Origin of the sequence: Microbacterium hydrocarbonoxydans (assembly GCF_000956475.1) — a bacterium.
GTDB classification, from domain to species: Bacteria; Actinomycetota; Actinomycetes; order Actinomycetales; family Microbacteriaceae; genus Microbacterium; species Microbacterium hydrocarbonoxydans_A.
Genome location: NZ_JYJB01000010.1, coordinates 402,920 through 422,139, shown reverse-complemented (window position 1 = coordinate 422,139; position 19,220 = coordinate 402,920). Strand labels below are relative to the sequence as shown.

The 19,220-nt window shown below is 68.0% G+C and carries 19 protein-coding genes and 1 tRNA gene; 4 read left to right on the top strand and 16 right to left on the bottom strand.

From position 1 onward, the window contains the following. Positions 1 to 93: 93 nt before the first annotated feature. Both RS84_RS14575 and RS84_RS14570 read left to right on the top strand, forming a co-directional pair. A complete protein-coding gene (locus RS84_RS14575) occupies positions 94 to 1,461 on the top strand; it encodes a DUF349 domain-containing protein (RefSeq protein WP_082062207.1) in 1,368 nt (455 codons plus the stop codon). A 61-nt stretch (positions 1,462 to 1,522) separates the two neighbouring features. After that, the gene (locus RS84_RS14570; RefSeq protein ID WP_045258516.1) at positions 1,523 to 2,074 is read left to right on the top strand and encodes a hypothetical protein; all 552 of its coding nucleotides are present in this window, start codon (positions 1,523 to 1,525) and stop codon (positions 2,072 to 2,074) included. Here the strand turns inward: RS84_RS14570 and RS84_RS14565 are convergent. From RS84_RS14565 to pdxS, 10 genes are all read right to left on the bottom strand, one after another. After that, positions 2,061 to 4,316, bottom strand: coding sequence for a RelA/SpoT family protein (locus tag RS84_RS14565; RefSeq protein WP_045258515.1), 2,256 nt, complete (start codon positions 4,314 to 4,316; stop codon positions 2,061 to 2,063). The genes RS84_RS14570 and RS84_RS14565 overlap by 14 nt on opposite strands. A gap of 69 nt (positions 4,317 to 4,385) precedes the next feature. Beyond that, positions 4,386 to 5,375 carry a protein translocase subunit SecF gene (secF, locus tag RS84_RS14560; RefSeq protein WP_045258514.1) on the bottom strand — a complete coding sequence of 330 codons (990 nt, stop codon included), beginning with the start codon at positions 5,373 to 5,375 and terminating at the stop codon, positions 4,386 to 4,388. Further along, a complete protein-coding gene (secD, locus tag RS84_RS14555) occupies positions 5,375 to 7,123 on the bottom strand; it encodes a protein translocase subunit SecD (RefSeq protein WP_045258513.1) in 1,749 nt (582 codons plus the stop codon). The genes secF and secD overlap by 1 nt, the downstream gene beginning before the upstream one ends. Positions 7,124 to 7,180: 57 nt before the next feature. Continuing rightward, complete coding sequence (locus RS84_RS14550; RefSeq protein WP_082062206.1) at positions 7,181 to 7,561, bottom strand: preprotein translocase subunit YajC; 381 nt, start codon at positions 7,559 to 7,561, stop codon at positions 7,181 to 7,183. A 92-nt stretch (positions 7,562 to 7,653) separates the two neighbouring features. Then, on the bottom strand, positions 7,654 to 8,679 hold the full coding sequence (ruvB, locus tag RS84_RS14545) for a Holliday junction branch migration DNA helicase RuvB (protein WP_045258511.1): 1,026 nt from the start codon (positions 8,677 to 8,679) through the stop codon (positions 7,654 to 7,656). Further along, positions 8,672 to 9,277, bottom strand: a complete 606-nt coding sequence (ruvA, locus tag RS84_RS14540; RefSeq protein WP_045258510.1) for a Holliday junction branch migration protein RuvA — start codon at positions 9,275 to 9,277, stop codon at positions 8,672 to 8,674. Before ruvA ends, ruvB begins: the two co-directional genes overlap by 8 nt. 9 nt (positions 9,278 to 9,286) lie before the next feature. Beyond that, positions 9,287 to 9,868, bottom strand: coding sequence for a crossover junction endodeoxyribonuclease RuvC (ruvC, locus tag RS84_RS14535; protein ID WP_045258509.1), 582 nt, complete (start codon positions 9,866 to 9,868; stop codon positions 9,287 to 9,289). A gap of 53 nt (positions 9,869 to 9,921) precedes the next feature. Beyond that, the gene (locus tag RS84_RS14530) at positions 9,922 to 10,680 is read right to left on the bottom strand and encodes a YebC/PmpR family DNA-binding transcriptional regulator (protein WP_045258508.1); all 759 of its coding nucleotides are present in this window, start codon (positions 10,678 to 10,680) and stop codon (positions 9,922 to 9,924) included. 53 nt (positions 10,681 to 10,733) lie between these two features. Further along, positions 10,734 to 11,345 carry a pyridoxal 5'-phosphate synthase glutaminase subunit PdxT gene (gene pdxT / locus RS84_RS14525; RefSeq protein WP_045258507.1) on the bottom strand — a complete coding sequence of 204 codons (612 nt, stop codon included), beginning with the start codon at positions 11,343 to 11,345 and terminating at the stop codon, positions 10,734 to 10,736. Then, a complete protein-coding gene (pdxS, locus tag RS84_RS14520; RefSeq protein ID WP_045258506.1) occupies positions 11,335 to 12,228 on the bottom strand; it encodes a pyridoxal 5'-phosphate synthase lyase subunit PdxS in 894 nt (297 codons plus the stop codon). The genes pdxT and pdxS overlap by 11 nt, the downstream gene beginning before the upstream one ends. A gap of 89 nt (positions 12,229 to 12,317) precedes the next feature. On the opposite strand from pdxS, the gene RS84_RS14515 reads away from it, so the two are divergent. Continuing rightward, positions 12,318 to 13,622 carry an aminotransferase class I/II-fold pyridoxal phosphate-dependent enzyme gene (locus RS84_RS14515; RefSeq protein WP_045258505.1) on the top strand — a complete coding sequence of 435 codons (1,305 nt, stop codon included), beginning with the start codon at positions 12,318 to 12,320 and terminating at the stop codon, positions 13,620 to 13,622. Between the two features lie 46 nt (positions 13,623 to 13,668). Further along, the gene (gene pdxY, locus RS84_RS14510) at positions 13,669 to 14,520 is read left to right on the top strand and encodes a pyridoxal kinase PdxY (protein WP_045258504.1); all 852 of its coding nucleotides are present in this window, start codon (positions 13,669 to 13,671) and stop codon (positions 14,518 to 14,520) included. 134 nt (positions 14,521 to 14,654) lie between these two features. Here pdxY and RS84_RS14505 read toward each other — a convergent pair whose 3' ends face one another. The 6 genes from RS84_RS14505 to RS84_RS14480 all read right to left on the bottom strand — a co-directional run bounded on the left by RS84_RS14505 (position 14,655) and on the right by RS84_RS14480 (position 19,210). After that, the gene (locus RS84_RS14505; RefSeq protein ID WP_045258503.1) at positions 14,655 to 15,200 is read right to left on the bottom strand and encodes an HIT family protein; all 546 of its coding nucleotides are present in this window, start codon (positions 15,198 to 15,200) and stop codon (positions 14,655 to 14,657) included. Then, positions 15,197 to 17,197, bottom strand: coding sequence for a threonine--tRNA ligase (gene thrS, locus RS84_RS14500; RefSeq protein ID WP_045258502.1), 2,001 nt, complete (start codon positions 17,195 to 17,197; stop codon positions 15,197 to 15,199). The genes RS84_RS14505 and thrS overlap by 4 nt, the downstream gene beginning before the upstream one ends. Before the next feature lie 67 nt (positions 17,198 to 17,264). Then, a complete protein-coding gene (locus tag RS84_RS14495) occupies positions 17,265 to 18,323 on the bottom strand; it encodes an FUSC family protein (RefSeq protein ID WP_045258501.1) in 1,059 nt (352 codons plus the stop codon). Between the two features lie 89 nt (positions 18,324 to 18,412). Further along, positions 18,413 to 18,589, bottom strand: a complete 177-nt coding sequence (locus RS84_RS19360) for a hypothetical protein (RefSeq protein WP_160298183.1) — start codon at positions 18,587 to 18,589, stop codon at positions 18,413 to 18,415. 93 nt (positions 18,590 to 18,682) lie between these two features. Then, the gene (locus tag RS84_RS14485; protein ID WP_045258499.1) at positions 18,683 to 19,036 is read right to left on the bottom strand and encodes a YnfA family protein; all 354 of its coding nucleotides are present in this window, start codon (positions 19,034 to 19,036) and stop codon (positions 18,683 to 18,685) included. A gap of 102 nt (positions 19,037 to 19,138) precedes the next feature. Then, positions 19,139 to 19,210, bottom strand: a tRNA-Val gene (locus tag RS84_RS14480). Between the last annotated feature and the right edge of the window lie 10 nt (positions 19,211 to 19,220).

Below are 19,220 nucleotides of genomic sequence, written 5' to 3'. Positions count from 1 at the left end.
GAGATCGGCATCCACTCGGAAAGATGCCCGCGCGTACTAGGCTGAAGTTCGTCCTTTCCGCCTCCCGCGGTCGTCCGCGCAAGGAGATCAATAGTGTCTGCCACCGAGCCCTCGAAGCCGACTCCCCCCGTTCCCGGTCCCCCGGCAGCGCCGCTGCCGCGCAAGCTGCCGCCGAAGGCCCCCGCGGCCGCGCAGGCGCCTGCTGCCCCCGTGGCACCCACGTCCTCCCCTGAGGAGGTCGCCAAGTGGGGTCGGGTGTCCGAAGACGGCACCGTCGAGGTTCTCGAGAACGAGACCTGGCGCGTGGTCGGCCAGTACCCCGACGGCACGCCTGAAGAGGCGCTGGCCTACTTCGTGCGCAAGTACGACGACATCGCCTTCAAGGTGCACACGCTCGAGCAGCGTCATCAGGCCGGTGGCGCATCGGCGAGCGACCTCGCCAAGCAGGCCGCGCACCTCCTCGAGGAGGCGACCGACGCCGCTGCAGTCGGCGACCTCGCCGGACTGCGCGGACGTCTCAACGCGCTCACAGACTCGCTGTCCGAGGCGACCGCGCAGGAGGCGCAGGCAGCCAAGGAGCTCGTCGACAAGGCGATCGCCGAGCGCACCGCTCTCGTCGAGCGCGCCGAGGCCATCGCCGCACGTGATCTGTCGAAGGTGCAGTGGAAGCAGGTCACGGCCGAGCTCGGTGAGCTCTTCGGCGAATGGCAGGCTCACCAGCAGAACGGCCCTCGTCTGTCGAAGAGCGTCTCGCAGCAGCTGTGGAAGCGATTCCGCGATGCGCGAGCCACGGTAGACAAGCATCGCCGTGCCTTCTACGCCGAGCTCGACGACGCGCACAAGTCCGCACGTGACGCCAAGACCCGGCTGGTCGAGCGCGCAGAGGCCCTGGCTCCCCGCGGAGTCGACGGGATCCCCGCCTACCGCACGCTGCTCGACGAGTGGAAGTCCGCTGGGCGCGCCGGTCGCAAGGCCGATGACGCGCTGTGGGCTCGCTTCAAGGCCGCAGGCGACGCGCTGTACTCGGCACGCGCCGAACAGGCCGCCGCCGAGGAAGCTGACTCCGCTCCGAAGATCGAGGCCCGTCAGGCTCTCCTCGAAGAGGCGAAGGCAGTGGCCGACGAGCCGAACATCAAGAGCGCCCGGGCTCTGCTCACCCGCATCCAGCGTCAGTGGGACGAGATCGGACGCATCTTCCCCCGCGAGAAGGAGCGCGCGCTCGACGACCGTCTGCGCGTGATCGAGCAGGCCCTGAAGGCCCGCGAAGAGGTCGACTGGAAGAAGAACAACCCCGAGACCAAGGCGCGCGCGAACGACATGAGCTCGCAGCTGCTCGAGGCGATCGAGAAGCTCGAGGCCGAGCTCGCGGCCGCAGAGAAGGCCGGAGACAAGAAGGCCGCCAAGGCGGCGGCGGATGCTCTCGAGGCGCGCCGCACCTGGCTCAGCGCGCTGGGCGGCTGACCTCTCCACAGATCCCGGCAGAGATGCCCGAACGCGGGATGCAGTGCGCCACACTGGCGTGATGCATCCCGCGTTCCTGTATCTGCCGGGCGCCAGACTGAGCCTCAGCGAGCTGAGCGCCGCTCGCCTCGACGGGCACGTCATCGAACTCGGCGAGGGGTACATCCCCGCCGACCTCGTTGAGGGCCCGGAACTTCGGGCGCGAGCCGTGGCCCCGTTGATTCCCGCGGGCACGGCGGCGAGCGGCCCGACTGCCGCGTGGATCCATGCGGGCGGCGTGCCGCCGCCCGCGCGGCATCATGTGAACCGGACCACGGCTCAGCGACTGCGGCTCGACACAGATCGGCGCGTGTTCTTCCACGATCGACGACTCGAGACCGGCGACACGTGCCTGCTGAGCGGCACCGCCGTGACGACGCCGGTGCGGACGATGGTCGACCTGCTGCTGGGTGCGGGCCGCACGCCGTCGTTCCTGCCGTGGGCCGATCTCCTCGCCGATGCGCTGCCCGAAGCCGTCGCACCTGCCGCGCGTGAGATCGAGTCGCTGCATCGCGTCCCCGGTCGCAGACAGGCGCTTGCTGCGCTGAGGGGTCTGGGCCTCAGGAGGACGTGACGCGGTACACGTCGTAGACCGCATCGATGCGGCGCACGGCGTTCAGCACCCGATCGAGATGCACGGCGTCGCCCATCTCGAAGACGAAACGGCTGAGCGCCAGACGCTCATCGGTCGTGGACACGGTCGCAGAGAGGATGTTCACGTGGTGCTCGCTGAGAACGCGAGTCACGTCGGAGAGCAGGCCCGAACGGTCGAGCGCCTCGACCTGGATCTGCACACGGAACACGCTCTTGGTGGTCGGCGCCCAGGAGACGTCGACGAAGCGATCCTGCTCGGCTTCGCCGCTCAGCGCCTTGACGTTGACGCAGTCCGCGCGGTGCACCGAGACGCCGCTTCCGCGCGTGACGAATCCCACGATCTGGTCCCCCGGTACGGGGGTGCAGCACTTCGCGAGCTTCACCAGGATGTCGGAGGCACCGCGGACCAGGACTCCGGAGTCGCCGGAGCGGGACTCGCGGGTCTGCACGCGGCCAGGAACATCGATGGGCCCGGTCGCCGGGTCGTCCGCCGCGACGAGCGCGGTGACCTTCTCGAGCACCGACTGAGTGGAGACGTGTCCTTCGCCCACTGCGGCGTACAGCGCCGAGACGTCTTCGTAGCGGAGCTGCCTTGCCACCTCGGCGAACGAATCCTGGTTCATCAGGCGCTGCAGGGGTAGGTTCTGCCTGCGCATCGCCCGGGCGATGGCTTCCTTGCCCTGCTCGATGGCCTCTTCGCGCCGCTCCTTCGTGAACCATCCGCGGATCTTGTTGCGCGCGCGAGTGCTCTTGACGAAGCCGAGCCAGTCCTGGCTGGGACCGGCATCGGGGTTCTTGGAGGTGAACACCTCGACCACGTCGCCGCTCTTCAGCTCCGATTCCAGCGGCACAAGGCGCCCGTTGACCTTGGCGCCCATCGTGCGGTGGCCGATCTCGGTGTGCACGGCATACGCGAAGTCGACCGGCGACGCGCCGGCGGGCAGTCCGATCACACGACCCTTGGGCGTGAAGACGTAGACCTCCTTGGCGCCGATCTCGAAGCGCAGCGAGTCGAGGAACTCGCCGGGATCGGCGGTCTCGGCCTGCCAGTCGGAGATGTGCGCAAGCCAGGCCATGTCCGCATCCGCGGCACGGACCTCCGTCTTGCCGCCGTTCATCCGCTCCTTGTACATCCAGTGCGCCGCAACGCCGTACTCGGCCTGGTGGTGCATCTCCTGCGTGCGGATCTGGATCTCGACCGTGCGGCCTGCAGGACCGATCACCGTCGTGTGGAGCGACTGATACAGGTTGAACTTCGGAGTGGCGATGTAGTCCTTGAACCGGCCGGGAAGCGGGGTCCACCGTGCGTGGATCGCACCGAGAACGGCGTAGCAGTCGCGCACCGAGCCGACGATGACGCGGATGCCGATCAGGTCGTAGATGTCGTCGAACTCGCGCCCTCTGACGACCATCTTCTGGTACACCGAGTACAGTTGCTTCGGGCGCCCCACCACGGTTCCCCGGATGCGGAGATCGCGCAGATCCTCGTCTATCTCCTCGACGACCTGGTTCAGGTACTTCTCGCGCTGCGGGGTGCGCTGCGCGATGAGACTCTGGATCTCGTTGTAGATCTTCGGATGCAGGACGGCGAAGGACAGGTCTTCGAGCTCGGACTTGATCGCCTGGATGCCGAGCCTGTTCGCCAGCGGCGCGTAGATCTCGAGCGTCTCCTTGGCCTTCTTCGCCGCCTTCTCTGGCGGGACGAAGCCCCAGGTGCGCGCGTTGTGCAGGCGATCGGCGAGCTTGATCAGGAGCACGCGGATGTCTTTCGACATCGCGACGATCATCTTGCGGACGGTCTCCGCCTGAGCGCTCTCGCCGTATTTGACCTTGTCGAGCTTGGTGACGCCGTCGACGAGCATGGCGACCTCGTCGCCGAACTCGGCCGTCAGCTCACTCAGCGCGTAACCTGTGTCCTCCACCGTGTCGTGCAGCAGTGCCGCGGCGACGGCGCGCGGACCCAGCCCCAGCTCCGCGAGGATCTGCGCGACCGCGAGCGGGTGGGTGATGTAGGGCTCGCCGCTCTGGCGCTTCTGGCCCTCGTGCTTCTGCTTCGCGACGGCGTAGGCCCGCTCGATCACGGCGAAATCGCCACGGGGATGATTCGCCCGGACGGTGCGGATCAGGTTGTCGACGTCATTGATCCGGGAGGCGCGGGAGAAGATGCGGGGAACCAGGCGTCGCAGACTCGATCCCTGCGACGACGACTGCGGTTCCGCCATCCGCGTACCTCCCGAACTTCTACATCTTACGCGCGTCCTGCGGGGCTCGGCCCCGCAGGACGCGGACGGTCACGCCTCTACGGTCGCCTTGTTGCGAGCTTCGAGGATCTTGGCGTCGCGCGCCTTGATCTTGGGCTCGTTCTCGCGGAACAACGAGTACAGCGGAGCCGCGACGAAGAGCGTCGAGTACGTGGCGACCAGGATGCCGACGAAGATCGACAGCGAGATGTCGGTGAGCGTCTCGGCGCCCAGCCAGAAGGCGCCGATGAACAGGATCGCGCCCACCGGGAGAGCTGCCACGATCGACGTGTTGATCGAGCGGACCAGCGTCTGGTTCACCGCGAGGTTCACGGCCTCGCCGAAGGTGCGCCCGGACTTGTCACCGTCTTCCGTGGTGTTCTCGCGGATCTTGTCGAACACCACCGTGGTGTCGTACAGCGAGTACGCGAGGATCGTCAGGAAGCCGATGACGGCAGCCGGAGAGATCTCGAAGCCCGCGAGGGCGTAGACCCCGATCGTGATGACCAGCACGTCGAGCAGGCCGATGATCGCTGCAGCCGACATCTTCCACGTGCGGAAGTACAGCGCCAGGATCAGGAACGTCAGGGCGAGGAAGATCGCGAGGCCCCACAGCGACTGCTTGGTGACGTTCTCGCCCCAGGCCGGGCCGATGAACGAGGAGGTGACGCTGTCGGGGTCGACGCCGTAGGCCTCGGCCAGAGCGTCCGAGACCTTCTGGGTCTCGTCGTCGCTCATCTGGTCGGTCTGAACGCGGATGTCCTTCTCGTTCACCGTCACGACCTTGGTCGCGGCACCCGAGACGACCGAGTGCACGGCGTCCGTGGCCTTGGACTGATCGGTGCTCTTGGGGGCGGTGACCGTGAACTGCGAGCCGCCGGTGAACTCGATCGAGAACTGCACCGGGCGGAACACCGGGACGAGCACCGAACCCACCACGAGGGCGATTGCGATGATGAACCAGAGCCGGCGCCTGCCGACGAACGGGAAGGAGGTCTTGCCCGAATAGAGGTTGTTACCGAATTCGTTCATGGAGGCCATCAGTTCTCCCCCTCCTCTGCCTTGCTGCGCGGACTCTCGTCGGTGGTGGTGCCCGCTGTGGCCAGGGCTTCGGCGCGCTTGCGCTCGGCGATGGTCTGGCGGCGGTCGGCCTCGGCGCGGGAGCGGACGTTCTTGGCTCCACGTCCGCTGGCCGCGGTGACCACTTCGCGGTACTGCGACCGGCTGCGGTACACCGCGCCGAGCGATTCGGGGTCGAGCCCCGACAGCGGGTGGCCGTTGCCGAAGAACCGCGTGCGCACGAGCAGCTGCATGACCGGGTGCGTGAAGATCACGAAGATGAACACATCGATGATCGTCGTGAGGCCGAGCGTGAACGCGAAGCCCTTCACCGTGGCGTCGGCCAGGATGTACAGCACGACGGCCGCGAGGATGTTGATGGACTTGGAGATGTAGATCGTGCGCTTCGCACGGCCCCAGCCATCTTCCACCGCGGCGGTGATCGACTTGCCGTCGCGGAGCTCGTCGCGGATTCGCTCGAAGTACACGATGAACGAGTCGGCGACGAATCCGATGGACACGATCAGACCCGCCACTCCGGCGAGCGACAGGCGGAAGCCCATGCGCCACGCGAGGATGCAGATGATGATGTACGTCAGGACGCCCATCACCGCGATCGAGGCGACGATGACGGCTCCGAGCGCTCGGTAGACGATCAGCGAGTAGATCGCGACGAGCGCGAGACCGATGAGACCTGCTATGAGGCCGATCTGAAGCTGCTGGGTGCCGAGGGTTGCCGAGACGGTGCCTGAGCTCTGCACCTCGAAGCTCAGCGGCAGCGCGCCGAACTTGAGCTGGTCGGCCAGCGTCTTCGAGGACTCCTGCGTGAAGCTGCCCGAGATGCTCGGACGGCCGTCGAGGATCTGCCCGTTCATCTGCGGTGCGCTGATGACGCTGCCGTCGAGCACGAACGCGAACTGGTCGCGCGGCGAGAGGCTTGCGAGCTTGTTCTGGTAGAGCCGGGTGCTGACCTTGCCGAAGGCATCGGCCCCGTCGGCGGTCATCGTGAGCTGCACGAGCCATGCCCCCGACTTCGGGTCGCGGCCCGACGTCGCGTCGGTGATCGCGGTGCCGTCGAGCTCTGCCGGACCGAGCAGGTACTTGGCGGTGCCGCTCGGGTCGCACGCGATGAGCGGCTGGTCCTTGGGGGCCCGAGCCGGGTCGCTCTGCGGGTTCGCGCAGTCGTACGCGAGGAACTCGGCGCGTAGCCTCTCGGTGATCCAAGACGGGTCGCTTGCGTCGGTCGGTTCGGGACTCGGGGTCGCATTCATCGAGTCGTCCGGCGTGGGGTACGGCGTCGTCTTGCCGTCCTCACCTGTGAATTCTGTCGCCGCAGCCGTTGTATCGAGGACCGCGCGGAACTCCAGCTGCGCGCTCGACTTGATCCGGTTGCGGGTTGCCTCATCGGCGACACCGGGGATCTGGACGACGATGTTCTGTCCGCCCTCGGTGGTGATGTCGGCTTCGCTGACACCGGACGCATCCACGCGCTGGCGGATGATCGCCGCAGCCTGGTCCATCTGCTCCTGCGAGGGAGCGGCGCCGTCTTCGGTCTGCGCCTGCAGGACGATCTGCGTTCCGCCCTGGAGGTCGAGGGCGAGTTCTGGGGTCCAAGAGCTCTTCTGGAACACGTACACGCCGAGCGCGTTGATGCCGAAGAGGACGCCTGTCACCAGGAGCAGCCCGAGAAGGACCCTCCAGGCGTGACGGACCGGTGAGGAAGAAGCCACGTGCTCAGCTTTCTGACATGCCGGCGCGCCGCTGCGGCGCGCAGATCCTGAAGAAGATTACTTGTCGTCCGCGTCGCGCTCGAGACGCGCACGCGTCTCTTCTGCGGTCTCGATGGAAGGCGCCTGGACGACGGCGTCGGCGGCATCCGTCTCGTCCGCCGCATCCGTCTCTTCTGCGACCGTCGGCTCGACGACCCGAAGGATCGCCTGGCTGTGCACCTCGATGACGGTTCCGGGGGCGATCTCGACGAGCGCCGGCTCATCCAGGTTCTCGGGGTCGTAGGCCACGATGGTTCCGTAGAGCCCGCCCTGCAGCAGCACCTTGGCGCCGGGGACCGTCTTGGTCGCCTTCTCCTCCTGCTCCGCCTTCATCTGCTTCTGCCGCTTGCGGCTGTTCACGAACATGAAGACGATCAGGACGCCGAGGACCGGGAGCATGAGGAGTGTGGGATCCAAAACGGATGCCTTTCATTCGCGCACACGCCAACAGCGGCCTGCACTTCGGGGGATGAGACGGAAGTCTCCAGCGATTATAGGTTATCGAAGAGTCCGGCCTCGGCGTGGTGCGCGAGGCCCAGGTGCGCGAACGCCTCGGGCATCGCAACCCGCCCGCGAGGCGTCCGGCCGAGGAAGCCGATTCTCACGAGATAGGGCTCGACCACGCTCTCGACCGTCTCGGCCTCTTCACCGACCGCGACGGCGAGTGTGCTGAGGCCCACAGGACCGCCGCGGAACCGACGGACAAGCGCTTCGAGCACCGCCCGATCCAGACGATCGAGACCGATCGGGTCGACGTCGTAGAGCTCGAGAGCCGCGCGGACGCCGGAGAGCGACGCTGCTCCCCCGCCGTGCACGAGCGCATAGTCGCGCACCCGGCGCAGCAGCCTGTTCGCGATGCGGGGTGTGCCGCGCGATCGCCGCGCGATCTCGGCGAGGGAATCCGAGGGCAGGTCGACTCCGAGAACGAGCGCCGATCGCGCGATGACCTGTTCGAGCTCGCCCTCGTCGTAGAACTCGAGATGCCCGGTGAAGCCGAAGCGGTCGCGCAGCGGGTTCGGCAGGAGCCCTGATCGGGTCGTCGCACCGACCAGGGTGAACGGCGCGAGCTCCAGCGGGATGCTCGTGGCCCCCGCTCCCTTGCCGACCATGATGTCGATGCGGAAGTCCTCCATCGCGAGATACAGCATCTCCTCGGCGGAGCGCGCCATGCGGTGGATCTCGTCGATGAAGAGCACCTCGCCGGGCGTGAGGCTCGACAGCAGGGCTGCCAGGTCACCCGCGTGCTGGATGGCCGGGCCGCTCGACATGCGCAGCGGCCGGCCGCTCTCATGCGCCACGATCATGGCGAGTGTGGTCTTGCCGAGACCGGGAGGACCGGCCAGCAGGATGTGATCGGCAGAGCGCCCCTGGATCGCAGCGGCCTCGAGAAGCAGCTGCAGCTGACCACGCACCTTCGCCTGGCCGACGAACTCATCGAGGCTGCTCGGCCGCAGCGCGCCCTCGATCGCGAGCTCCGCCTCGTCGATCGGCTCCATGGCGTCGCGAGCGTCAGACACGTGCCGGCCCCAATGCCGCAAGCGCTCGGCGCAGCAGCGAGGACACGGAGGCGCGCTCGGCGTCGGACGCATCGGATGCCGTCTGCGCGGCCGCCTCGACGGCGACCTTCTCGGACCAGCCGAGCCCGACCAGTGCGGTAGCGACCTGATCGATGACGTCGCCGCCGCTCGCGGCGGCGGTCTTCGTCGTCGGCGCCGCTGCCCGCACCTTGCCTGCGAGCTGCAGCACGATGAGCTTGGCGGTCTTCGGGCCGATGCCGGAGACCCGACGGAAGGGCGCATCGTCTTCGGCAGTGACGGCCTCGGCGATCTGATCGACCGTGAGGTGAGAGAGCACGCCGAGAGCGGACTTCGGACCGACCCCCGTGACACTGATCAGAAGACCGAAGATCTCCAGCTCGTCGCGGTCGGCGAAGCCGTACAGCGACAGCGCGTCCTCGCGCACGATGAGGCTGGTGTGCAGCAGCATCCGCTCGCCGATCGATGCGGTGTGCGCGACGTCTGCAGGAACGGCGACCGAGAAGCCGACTCCGCCGACCTCGATGACGACCTGATCGGACGTCGTGTGCAGCACGGTGCCGTGCAGGGAGGAGATCATGGCTCCAGCTTAGGCGCGCGATCGTACATACGTTCGAGCGACACGCTCGGCGTCGGCCCAGGCCTTCTGGGCGGGCGTGAGCACGTCGTGCCCAGGAGCGCCGGCCGCGCCGCGCCGCCAGGCATGGCACAGCGCGATCGCGAGGGCATCCGCGGCGTCGGCGGGCTGCGGTGGGGCATCAAGGCGCAGGATCCGGGCGATCATCGCCTGCACCTGCTTCTTGTCCGCGGCTCCGTAGCCGGTGACCGCCGCCTTCACCTCGCTCGGCGTGTGCGTCGCGGCCGGCAGGCCGGCCTCTGCGGCGAGCAGCAGAGCGACGCCACTGGCCTGCGCCGTGCCCATCACCGTATGGCTGTTCTGCTGGGCGAAGACGCGCTCGACCGCGACCGCATCCGGCGTGTGGATCTCGATGACCTCGCGGATCCCCGCGGCGACCGCCGCGAGCCGCTCGCCGATGGGCGCATCCGGCGGCGTGCGGATGACGCCCACGTGCACGAGGGTCCCTCGGCGCGCCCGATCGACGTCGACGATGCCGACGCCGCAGCGGGTGAGGCCGGGGTCGATGCCGAGCACGCGCAGCGAAGAGGTCACTCCCCCAGGCTATGCGCGGTCAGCGGCGCCCTGGCGCTGCCACGCGGCGCGACTCACTCGTCGTCTTCGAGCTCCGCCTGGACCTCGGCCGACAGGTCGAAGTTGCTGAAGACGTTCTGCACGTCCTCGCTGTCTTCGAGGGCGTCGATGAGACGGAAGACCTTGCGCGCGGTGTCGGCGTCGATCTCGACCTTGAGGTTCGGCACGAACTCGACGTCGGCCGACTCGTACTCGATGCCGGCGTCGACGAGGGCCGAGCGGACCGCGACCATGTCGGTCGGCTCGGTCACGATCTCGAAGCCCTCGGCGTGCGGTTCGATCTCCTCCGCACCCGCCTCGAGCGCTGCCATCATGACGTCGTCCTCGGTGGTGCCCTCGGACTTGACCACGATGACGCCCTTGCGGCTGAAGTTGTACGCGACGCTGCCGGGGTCGGCCAGCGTGCCGCCGTTGCGGCTGAGAGCCGTGCGCACCTCGGCGGCGGCGCGGTTCTTGTTGTCGGTCAGACACTCGATCATGAGGGCGACGCCGTTGGGACCGTAGCCTTCGTACATGATCGAGGTGTACTCGACGGCTTCGCCGCCGATGCCTGCACCGCGCTTGATCGCACGGTCGATGTTGTCCTTCGGGACCGAGGTCTTCTTCGCCTTGAGAACAGCGTCGAACAGGGTCGGGTTGCCCTGGAGGTCAGCGCCGCCGAGCTTGGCCGCGACCTCGATGTTCTTGATGAGCTTGGCCCACGACTTCGCACGACGCGAGTCGATGATCGCCTTCTTGTGCTTGGTCGTGGCCCACTTGGAATGCCCGGACATAACTCTCCGCTCGTCGAATCCGCCCCGGCGCCTGGCACAGGGCATCGTCCAGTCTAACGAAGTCGGCTCTTGCGCGCGGTTACCCGTGCGAGGAACCGCTCGTGGAAGCGGGTCTCCCCGGTGATCTCGGGGTGGAAGCTCAGACCCAGCAGACTCCCCTGTTCCACCGCGACCACGCGGCCGTCAGGCAGTGAGGCGAGGGTGGATGCAGCCGGTCCCACGCTCTCGACGACGGGCCCTCGGATGAACGCGGCCCTCACGGGCCCGCCATCGAGTTCCGGGACGTCGAGCTCGGCCTCGAAGGACTCGACCTGGCGCCCGAAGGCGTTCCGCCGCACGACCACGTCGAGACCACCGAACGACTCCTGGCCTTCGATCGCGTCCGTGACGTTGTCGGCGAGCATGATGAGCCCCGCGCAGGTGCCGAGCATCGGCATCCCGTCGGCGATCGCGATGCGGATCGGCTCCTGCATCCCGAAGATGCGGGACAGCTTGTCGATCACGCTCGATTCGCCTCCGGGGATCACGAGCCCGTCGACCTCGGCGAGCTCCGCAGGGCGGCGGACCAGCACGGCCTCGGCGCCGAGCGACGCGAGCAGAGCGGCGTGCTCGCGCACGTCGCCCTGCAGCGCGAGGACGCCGACCGTTGCGGGGTTACCAGCCACGCTCGGCGAGGCGGTGCGGCGCCGGGAGGTCGGAGACGTTGATGCCGACCATGGCCTCGCCCAGGCCACGCGAGACCTCGGCGATGACCTTGGGGTCGTCGTAGAACGTCGTGGCCTTGACGATCGCCTTGGCGCGCTCGGCGGGGTTGCCGGACTTGAAGATCCCGGAGCCGACGAACACGCCGTCCGCGCCGAGCTGCATCATCATGGCGGCATCCGCCGGGGTCGCGACGCCACCGGCGACGAACAGGACGACCGGCAGCGTGCCGGTCTCGGCGATCTCGGCGACCAGCTCGTAGGGCGCCTGCAGCTCCTTCGCCGCGACGTACAGCTCGTCCTTGGGCAGCGCCGCGAGGGCCGCGATCTCGCCGCGGATCTTGCGGATGTGCTTCATCGCCTCGGATACGTCGCCGGTTCCGGCCTCGCCCTTGGACCGGATCATGGCTGCTCCCTCGTTGATGCGACGCAGGGCCTCGCCGAGGTTGGTGGCGCCGCAGACGAACGGCACGGTGAAGTCGTACTTGTCGATGTGGTTGACGTAGTCGGCAGGCGAGAGCACCTCGGACTCGTCGATGTAGTCGACGCCGAGCTCCTGCAGCACCTGCGCCTCGACGAAGTGGCCGATACGGGCCTTCGCCATGACCGGGATCGAGACCGCGTCGATGATGCTGTCGATCATGTCGGGATCGCTCATCCGGGAGACGCCACCCTGGGCGCGGATGTCGGCGGGGACCCGCTCGAGGGCCATCACGGCGACGGCGCCTGCGTCCTCGGCGATCTTCGCCTGCTCCGCGGTGACGACGTCCATGATGACGCCGCCCTTGAGCATCTCGGCGAGGCCGCGCTTGACGCGCGAGGATCCGGTGGTGGTCTGTTCGGTCATGGGAAGCTCCTCGGTGCAACCAAAGTCGGGTTTGATCTATGCCAAACAGTAGCACCGTCCGGAACAACCTAGAATCAACATGAGGACACATGAGCGACGACATCACAGGCACCACCGCGGCGGAGATCGCCGACAGCGTGCGCGCCCTGCGCGATCGCGGGGCTCTGCCTCCCGGAACCGTGCTTCCTCCGGTGCGGGAGCTCGCCGCCACCCTGGGCATCAATCGAAACACCGCTGTCGCCGCGTACCGCCAGCTCGCCCAGGCCGGCCTCGTGGTCTCACGGGGCCGTGCAGGCACGGTCGTCGCCGGTCACGAATCCGTCGCCCAGGAGGGCTACGCGGCCGACACGGTTCTGCGCGACGTGGCCACGGGAAACCCCGACCCCCGGCTCATCCCCGATCCGACCAGAGCTCTCACCACGGTCGCCGGCCGGCCCGTCCTCTACGGCGAACCTGTGATCGACGAGGCGCTGGACGCATGGGCGCGCGACTGGATCGCGGCCGATCTCGAGGCAGACTTCCGCATCACGGTCACGAGCGGAGCGGTCGATGCCGTCGAGCGACTGCTCGCACAGGCGCTGATGCGCGATGACGCGGTCGCGCTGGAGGACCCCTGCTTCCTCGCCAGCATCCATACCGTCCGTCTGGGCGGCTATCGCGCGATCCCCGTCGCGGTCGACGACGAGGGCATGACCGTGGCGGGACTCCGCGCGGCGCTCGACGCCGGCGTCCGGGCCGTCATCTGCACCCCGAGGGCGCAGAATCCGACCGGGGCGAGCCTGACCGCCCGGCGTGCCGCCGAACTTCGCGCCGTCCTCGCGGACCATCCGTACGTGCTGATCATCGAGGACGACCACTTCTCGTTGTTGTCTCAGCGCCCCTACGAATCGCTGATCGGCCCCGGGCATCGTCGGTTCGCGCTCGTGCGCTCGGTGTCGAAGTTCCTCGGGCCCGACATGTGCCTGGCGATCGCCGCGACCGACCCCGAAACCGCGAACCGGCTCGCGATGCGGCTGAGCCCTGGGACGACCTGGGTCAGTCATCTGCTGCAGCGGCTCGCGCTGGCCCAGTTGACGGATCCGCAGGTCGCCGCCGACGTCGCCGACGCCGCCGCGCACTACGCCGCTCGCAACGAGGCGTTCTCGGCGCGACTTCGCGCGCACGGCATCGACGCGCCGGCATCCGACGGTCTGAGCCTGTGGATTCCGCTCCCCCTGCCCGCCCGCGTCGTCACGGAGCGGCTGATGCGCCGTGGATGGCTGGCGCGCACCGGCGACGAGTTCGCCCTCGGCGACCGCACCGAGCCATCGAGGCACCTGCGCTTGACCGTGCACGACCTCTCGGACGACGATGCGGAGACGCTCGTCGCAGACCTCGTCGCGGCCCTGCGATGACCATCCACGCGGACATCGGCCCGCGTCCACACGAAGGGATCGAGGAATGAAGGTCCTCTCCATCCAGTCGGCCGTCGCCTACGGCCACGTCGGCAACTCCGCGGCGGTCTTCCCGCTGCAGCGCATCGGCGTCGAGGTGCTGCCCGTCTACACGGTCAACTTCTCCAACCACACCGGCTACGGCGCCTGGCGCGGTCCGCTGATCGCTCCCGCCGACGTCGCCGAGGTCATCACGGGCATCGAAGAGCGCGGCGTGTTCGGGCAGATCGACGCGATCCTCAGCGGATACCAGGGCGGAGAGGGCATCGGCGACGTGATCATCGACGCCGTCGCACGGGTCAAGGCCGCCAACCCTGGCGCGGTCTACGCCTGCGATCCGGTGATGGGCAATGCGAAGAGCGGATGCTTCGTCGCGCCGGCGATCCCGATCCTGCTCCGCGACAAGGTCGTCCCTGTCGCTGACATCATCACGCCGAACCAGTTCGAGCTCGGTTTCCTCACCGAGACGGAGCCGGACACCCTGGAGTCGACGCTCGCCTCGGTCGACCTGGCGATGGCCATGGGGCCGAAGACCGTGCTGGTCACGAGCGTCGAGCGTCCCGACCGCGAGGAGGGGACGATCGAGATGCTCGTCGCCGACGCTGCCGGCGCGTGGATCGTGCAGACGCCGCGGCTTCCGATGAAGGCGAACGGCTCGGGCGACGTCACGGCGGCGCTGTTCACGGCTCACTACGTCGAGACCGGCAGCGCGAAGACCGCGCTGGAGCGCACCGCGTCGAGCGTGTTCGATCTGCTGTCGCTGACCCTCGAGTCGGGCGAGCGCGAGCTGCAGCTCATCGAGGCGCAGGAGTTCTACGCGAACCCGCGTCTGCAGTTCGAGGCCCGCCAGGTTCGCTGAGGCGCTTCGACAGGCTCAGCGACCCAGAGGGTCTCTGAGCTTGTCTGGGTCCCTGAGTCTTCCTGGGTCCCTGAGTCTTCCTGGGTCCCCGAGCCTTCCTGGGTCCCTGAGCTCGTCGAAGGGCCGGCCGCGTGTCACCGCGGCCAGGCGTGCGCGACGGCATCGCGGACCTCGCCGAGCAGCTGCGGCAGCGCCTTGGTCTTGGCGATGATCGGGAAGAAGTTGGCGTCGGAGGTCCACCGCGGCACCACATGCTGGTGCAGGTGGGCGTCGACACCGGCCCCGGCGACAGCGCCCTGGTTCATGCCCAGGTTGAAGCCGTCGCAGCGCGAGACCTCGCGCAGCACGCGCATGGCCGTCTGCGTGAGCTCGCCGATCTCGGTGACCTCCTCAGCCGTCGCCTGATCGTAGGTCGCGATGTGCCGGTACGGGCACACGAGCATGTGCCCCGAGTTGTACGGGAACAGGTTCAGCAGCACGTACGCGGTCTCGCCGCGCGCGACGATCAGCCGCTCGGCGTCAGGGAACTTCGGCGCCTCGCAGAACGGGCACTCTTCGCGCAGGGGCTCGGGCCCCGCCTGGATGTACGCCATCCGATGCGGGGTCCACAGCCGCTGGAACTCGTCGGGGACGCCGACCAGATGGCCGGCATCCTCCAACGACTCTGGGCCTGAGCTCACGCGAGGTCCCCTGCTGTCTGCACCAGCGCGTGTGCGTCGATCGCCGCCCGGATGCGGGCGACGGCATCCGCGATGGGCACGCCGTTCTCCTGTGTGCCGTCGCGGAACCGGAACGAGACGGTGCCGGCATTGCGGTCCTGCTCCCCCGCGATCAGCAGCAGCGGCACCTTGCCGGTCGTGTGCGTGCGGATCTTCTTCTGCATCCGGTCGTCAGAGGTGTCGAGCTCGGCGCGCACGCCCTGGCTGCGCAGCGTCGAGATGACGTCGCCGAGGTAGTCGGCGAAGTCCTCCGCGACAGGGATGCCGACGACCTGCACCGGCGACAGCCACACCGGGAAGTCGCCCGCGTAGTGCTCGAGCAGGATCGCGAAGAACCGCTCGATGGATCCGAACAGCGCGCGGTGGATCATGATCGGGCGCTTCTTCTGCCCGTCCTTGTCCATGAACTCCAGGTCGAAGCGTTCCGGCAGGTTCGGGTCGACCTGCACCGTGGACAGCTGCCACGTGCGGCCGATGGCATCTCGCGTCTTCAGATCGATCTTGGGGCCGTAGAACGCGGCTTCGCCGGGAACCTCGGTGAGCTTGAGTCCCGAGGCGAGCGCGACACGACGCAGAGCATCGGTCGACGACTCCCAGAACTCATCCGAGCCGATCCACTTCGACTTCTCGTCGTCCTTCATGGAGAGTTCGAGTTCGAAATCGGTCAGGCCGAAGTCGCGGAGCATCGACAGGATGAATTCGAGGACCTTCGAGACCTCACCCTCGAGCTGGTCGGGAGTGACGAACAGGTGCGAGTCGTCCTGGGTGAAGCCGCGCACGCGGGTGAGGCCGTGCAGCGCGCCGGAGAGCTCGTTGCGGTACACGGTGCCGTTCTCCGCGAAGCGCAGCGGCAGATCGCGGTAGCTGCGCGCGCGCTCCTTGTAGATGAGGATGTGCATCGGGCAGTTCATGGGCTTCAGGTAGTAGTCCTGGCCCTGCTTGGTGATGTTGCCCTCGTCGTCGCGCTCCTCGTCCATCACGATCGGCGGGTACATGCCCTCCTTGTACGTGACGAGGTGGTTCGAGGTGAGGAAGAGGTCCTCCTTCGAGATGTGCGGCGTGTACACGTACGTGTAGCCGCCCTCGATGTGCCGCTTTCGTGCGTGCTGCTCCATCTCCCCCCGCACGATGCCGCCGCGAGGATGCCAGACGCTCAGTCCCGAGCCGATCTCCTCCGGGAAGGAGAACAGGTCGAGCTCCTTGCCGAGTCGACGATGGTCGCGCTTGGCCGCCTCCTCGAGGCGATGCTGGTACTCGCGCAGCTCGTCCTTCGTGGGCCAGGCCGTGCCGTAGATGCGCTGCAGCTGCGGGTTCTTCTCGCTGCCGCGCCAGTACGCGGCGGCGATGCGGGTGAGATCCCAGCCGTTCCCGATCATGCGCGTATTGGGCAGGTGCGGACCGCGGCAGAGGTCCTTCCAGACCACCTCGCCGTCGCGCGTCGTGTTGTCGTAGATCGTCAGTTCGCCCTCGCCGACCTCGACCGAGGCGCCCTCAGCGGCCTCCTTGCCGCCCTTGAGGCCGATCAGCTCGAGCTTGAAGGGCTCGTCGGCGAGCTCGGCGCGCGCCTCGTCGTCGGTCACGACACGACGCACGAAGCGCTGGCCCTCGCGCACGATGCGCTGCATCTCCTTGGTGATGGCCTTGAGATCCTCGGGCGTGAACGGCTGCTCGACGCCGAAGTCGTAGTAGAAGCCGTCGGTGATGGGCGGGCCGATGCCGAGGTTGGCCTGCGGGTTGATCCGCTGCACCGCCTGCGCGAGCACGTGCGCCGTGGAGTGGCGCAGGATGCTGAGCCCCTCGGGGCTGTCGATCGTGACCGGCTCGACCTCGTCGGCGTCGGTCACGGTGGCGGCGAGGTCCTTGAGGACGCCGTTGACGCGCATCGCGACGACGGATCGATCAGAGAACAGGGCGAAGCCGTCTTTCGGCTGGGCATTTTCAGGCACTGAGCACTCCATCTCGGGGTCCCCTCCAGGTTACTCGCCTGCAGAGCACCGGCCTCACCCGCGCCCTCCCCGACCCGGATCATGCCGTGCCGGCGATGAAGTCTCGCGACGCGTCGACGATCCGCCGTACGCACAGGGTCGCCGCGTAGGCGTAGGCGCGAGCCTCCGGTTCGTCGTCGGGCGGAGCGCCGCCGCGACCAAGCTGCGCGAGCGCGTCGTCCAGAGCCCCGGTGGCAGAGTCGAGTCGTTGCTGCGCTCGCGGATCGGCGGCCGGAGCCTCGACCAGAGCTGCACTCGCCCTCACCGCGGATGCGAGTGCCCGGCGGGTCGGGGCATCGGCGAAGAGGCGTCCCGCCGATCCGCGTGACAGCAGGTCGGCGAGTTCTGCGACCGCTCGCGTCGATCGCTCGAGCGCGGCCATGCGTCGCTCGTTCAATCGCCGATCGGCACCGCGCCGCCTGCTTCTCGGATTCGCTCTGCTGCTCTCCTCCGCGATCCGGACTTCATCCGCGACGTCGTCGAGCATGCCGGCGAGCCTCGTCCCGGCGTCCGACAGCCAGTCGGGGTCGATCCTTCCTCGGTCGAGTGCGTCCGCGACGTCGCGCAGATCCGCGCAGACTGCATCCCGGAGTGCGGTGAGGCGCTCTGACGCCCGTCGGAGGTACAGCGGCGGCACGATCAGAATGTTGGTCAGGACTCCCACGAGCACCCCGAAGGCCATCGTCAGCAGGTAGGACAGGGAGAATTGGTCGGCGTCCGGGCCGCCCAGCAGGAGCACGAAAAGCGCGGCGATCGCCACCCAGTCGCCGCCGACGCCCAGCGTGCGGATGCCGCTGATGAGGATGCCTGCCCCGATCACGAGTGCGACTGCAATGACGGCCGGCAGCCCGATGTACACGAGACCGAGCATGCCGAGACCGAGCGCGATGCCGATCCCGAGCCCGGCGAGCGACTGCGCCCCCGCACGCGCCGACCCCGCGACCGTCGGGTACATGCTCACAAGAACGCCCAGTGGCGCGTAATAGGAGTACTCGGCGTCGGCGTAGGGCACGTAAGGCGCGAGCAGCCAGGCGACGGATGCCGCTGCCGCCGCCTTCGCGGCGAGGATGAGCCGGTCGGTGCGGAGCACCTCAGACATCGGGATCCTTGCGTGTGGCACTGAAGGCCCACGGGCAGGTCGGCACGTCGGACGCCGTCCTCGCCCGGCGCGCTCGACGCCCGACCCCGCTAGGGAAGATCCTCGACCTCGACGGTGTCGTCGTCCTCGTCGCCCTCACTATGTGCAGGGTCGGATCCGGCACCCGTGTGATCGGCATCGACGGGATCGTCGCTCTCCTGCCGTGGCACCAGTTCTTCCGGCACCATCGGACGCTCTTCATCCGGAATCGCTCGGGGATCTGACATCTCCGCCTCCTCTGGTCGCGGTCGTGCCACCCACTGTGGTGCCGACGCAGCTCCTGCGAGAGGGGCTTGACAGCTCAGCGCGTCGATGGGCCCTCAGGACACGGCATCCGCACCCTGCCCCGTCGGCGCGAAGATGATGATCGCCGCGCCGACCAAGGCGACGACAGACCCCACCCAGTCCCACATCGTGGGCTTGAAGCCGTCGACGATGATGCCCCAGGCGAGCGAGCCCGCGATGAAGACCCCGCCGTACGAGGCGAGGACGCGTCCGAAGTGGGCGTCAGGCTGCAGTGCGGCGATGAACCCGTATGCCCCGAGAGCCATCACGCCGAGGACGGCGAACAGCCACCCGCGGTCTTCTTTCACCGCCTGCCAGATCAGCCAGGCGCCGCCGATCTCCGCGATCGCGGCCAGGACGAAGAGGATGCTGATGCGGAAGACGCTCATCCCATCAGTGTCCCAGGCGTGCGATGCGGTCCGTCGCTCCGGTCAACCGAGTCCAGGCCGGAAACGAGAGAACCCCCGGCCGAAGCCGGGGGTTCTCGTCTGTGCGCGATACTGGGATCGAACCAGTGACCTCTTCCGTGTCAGGGAAGCGCGCTACCGCTGCGCCAATCGCGCCCAAGTGGGC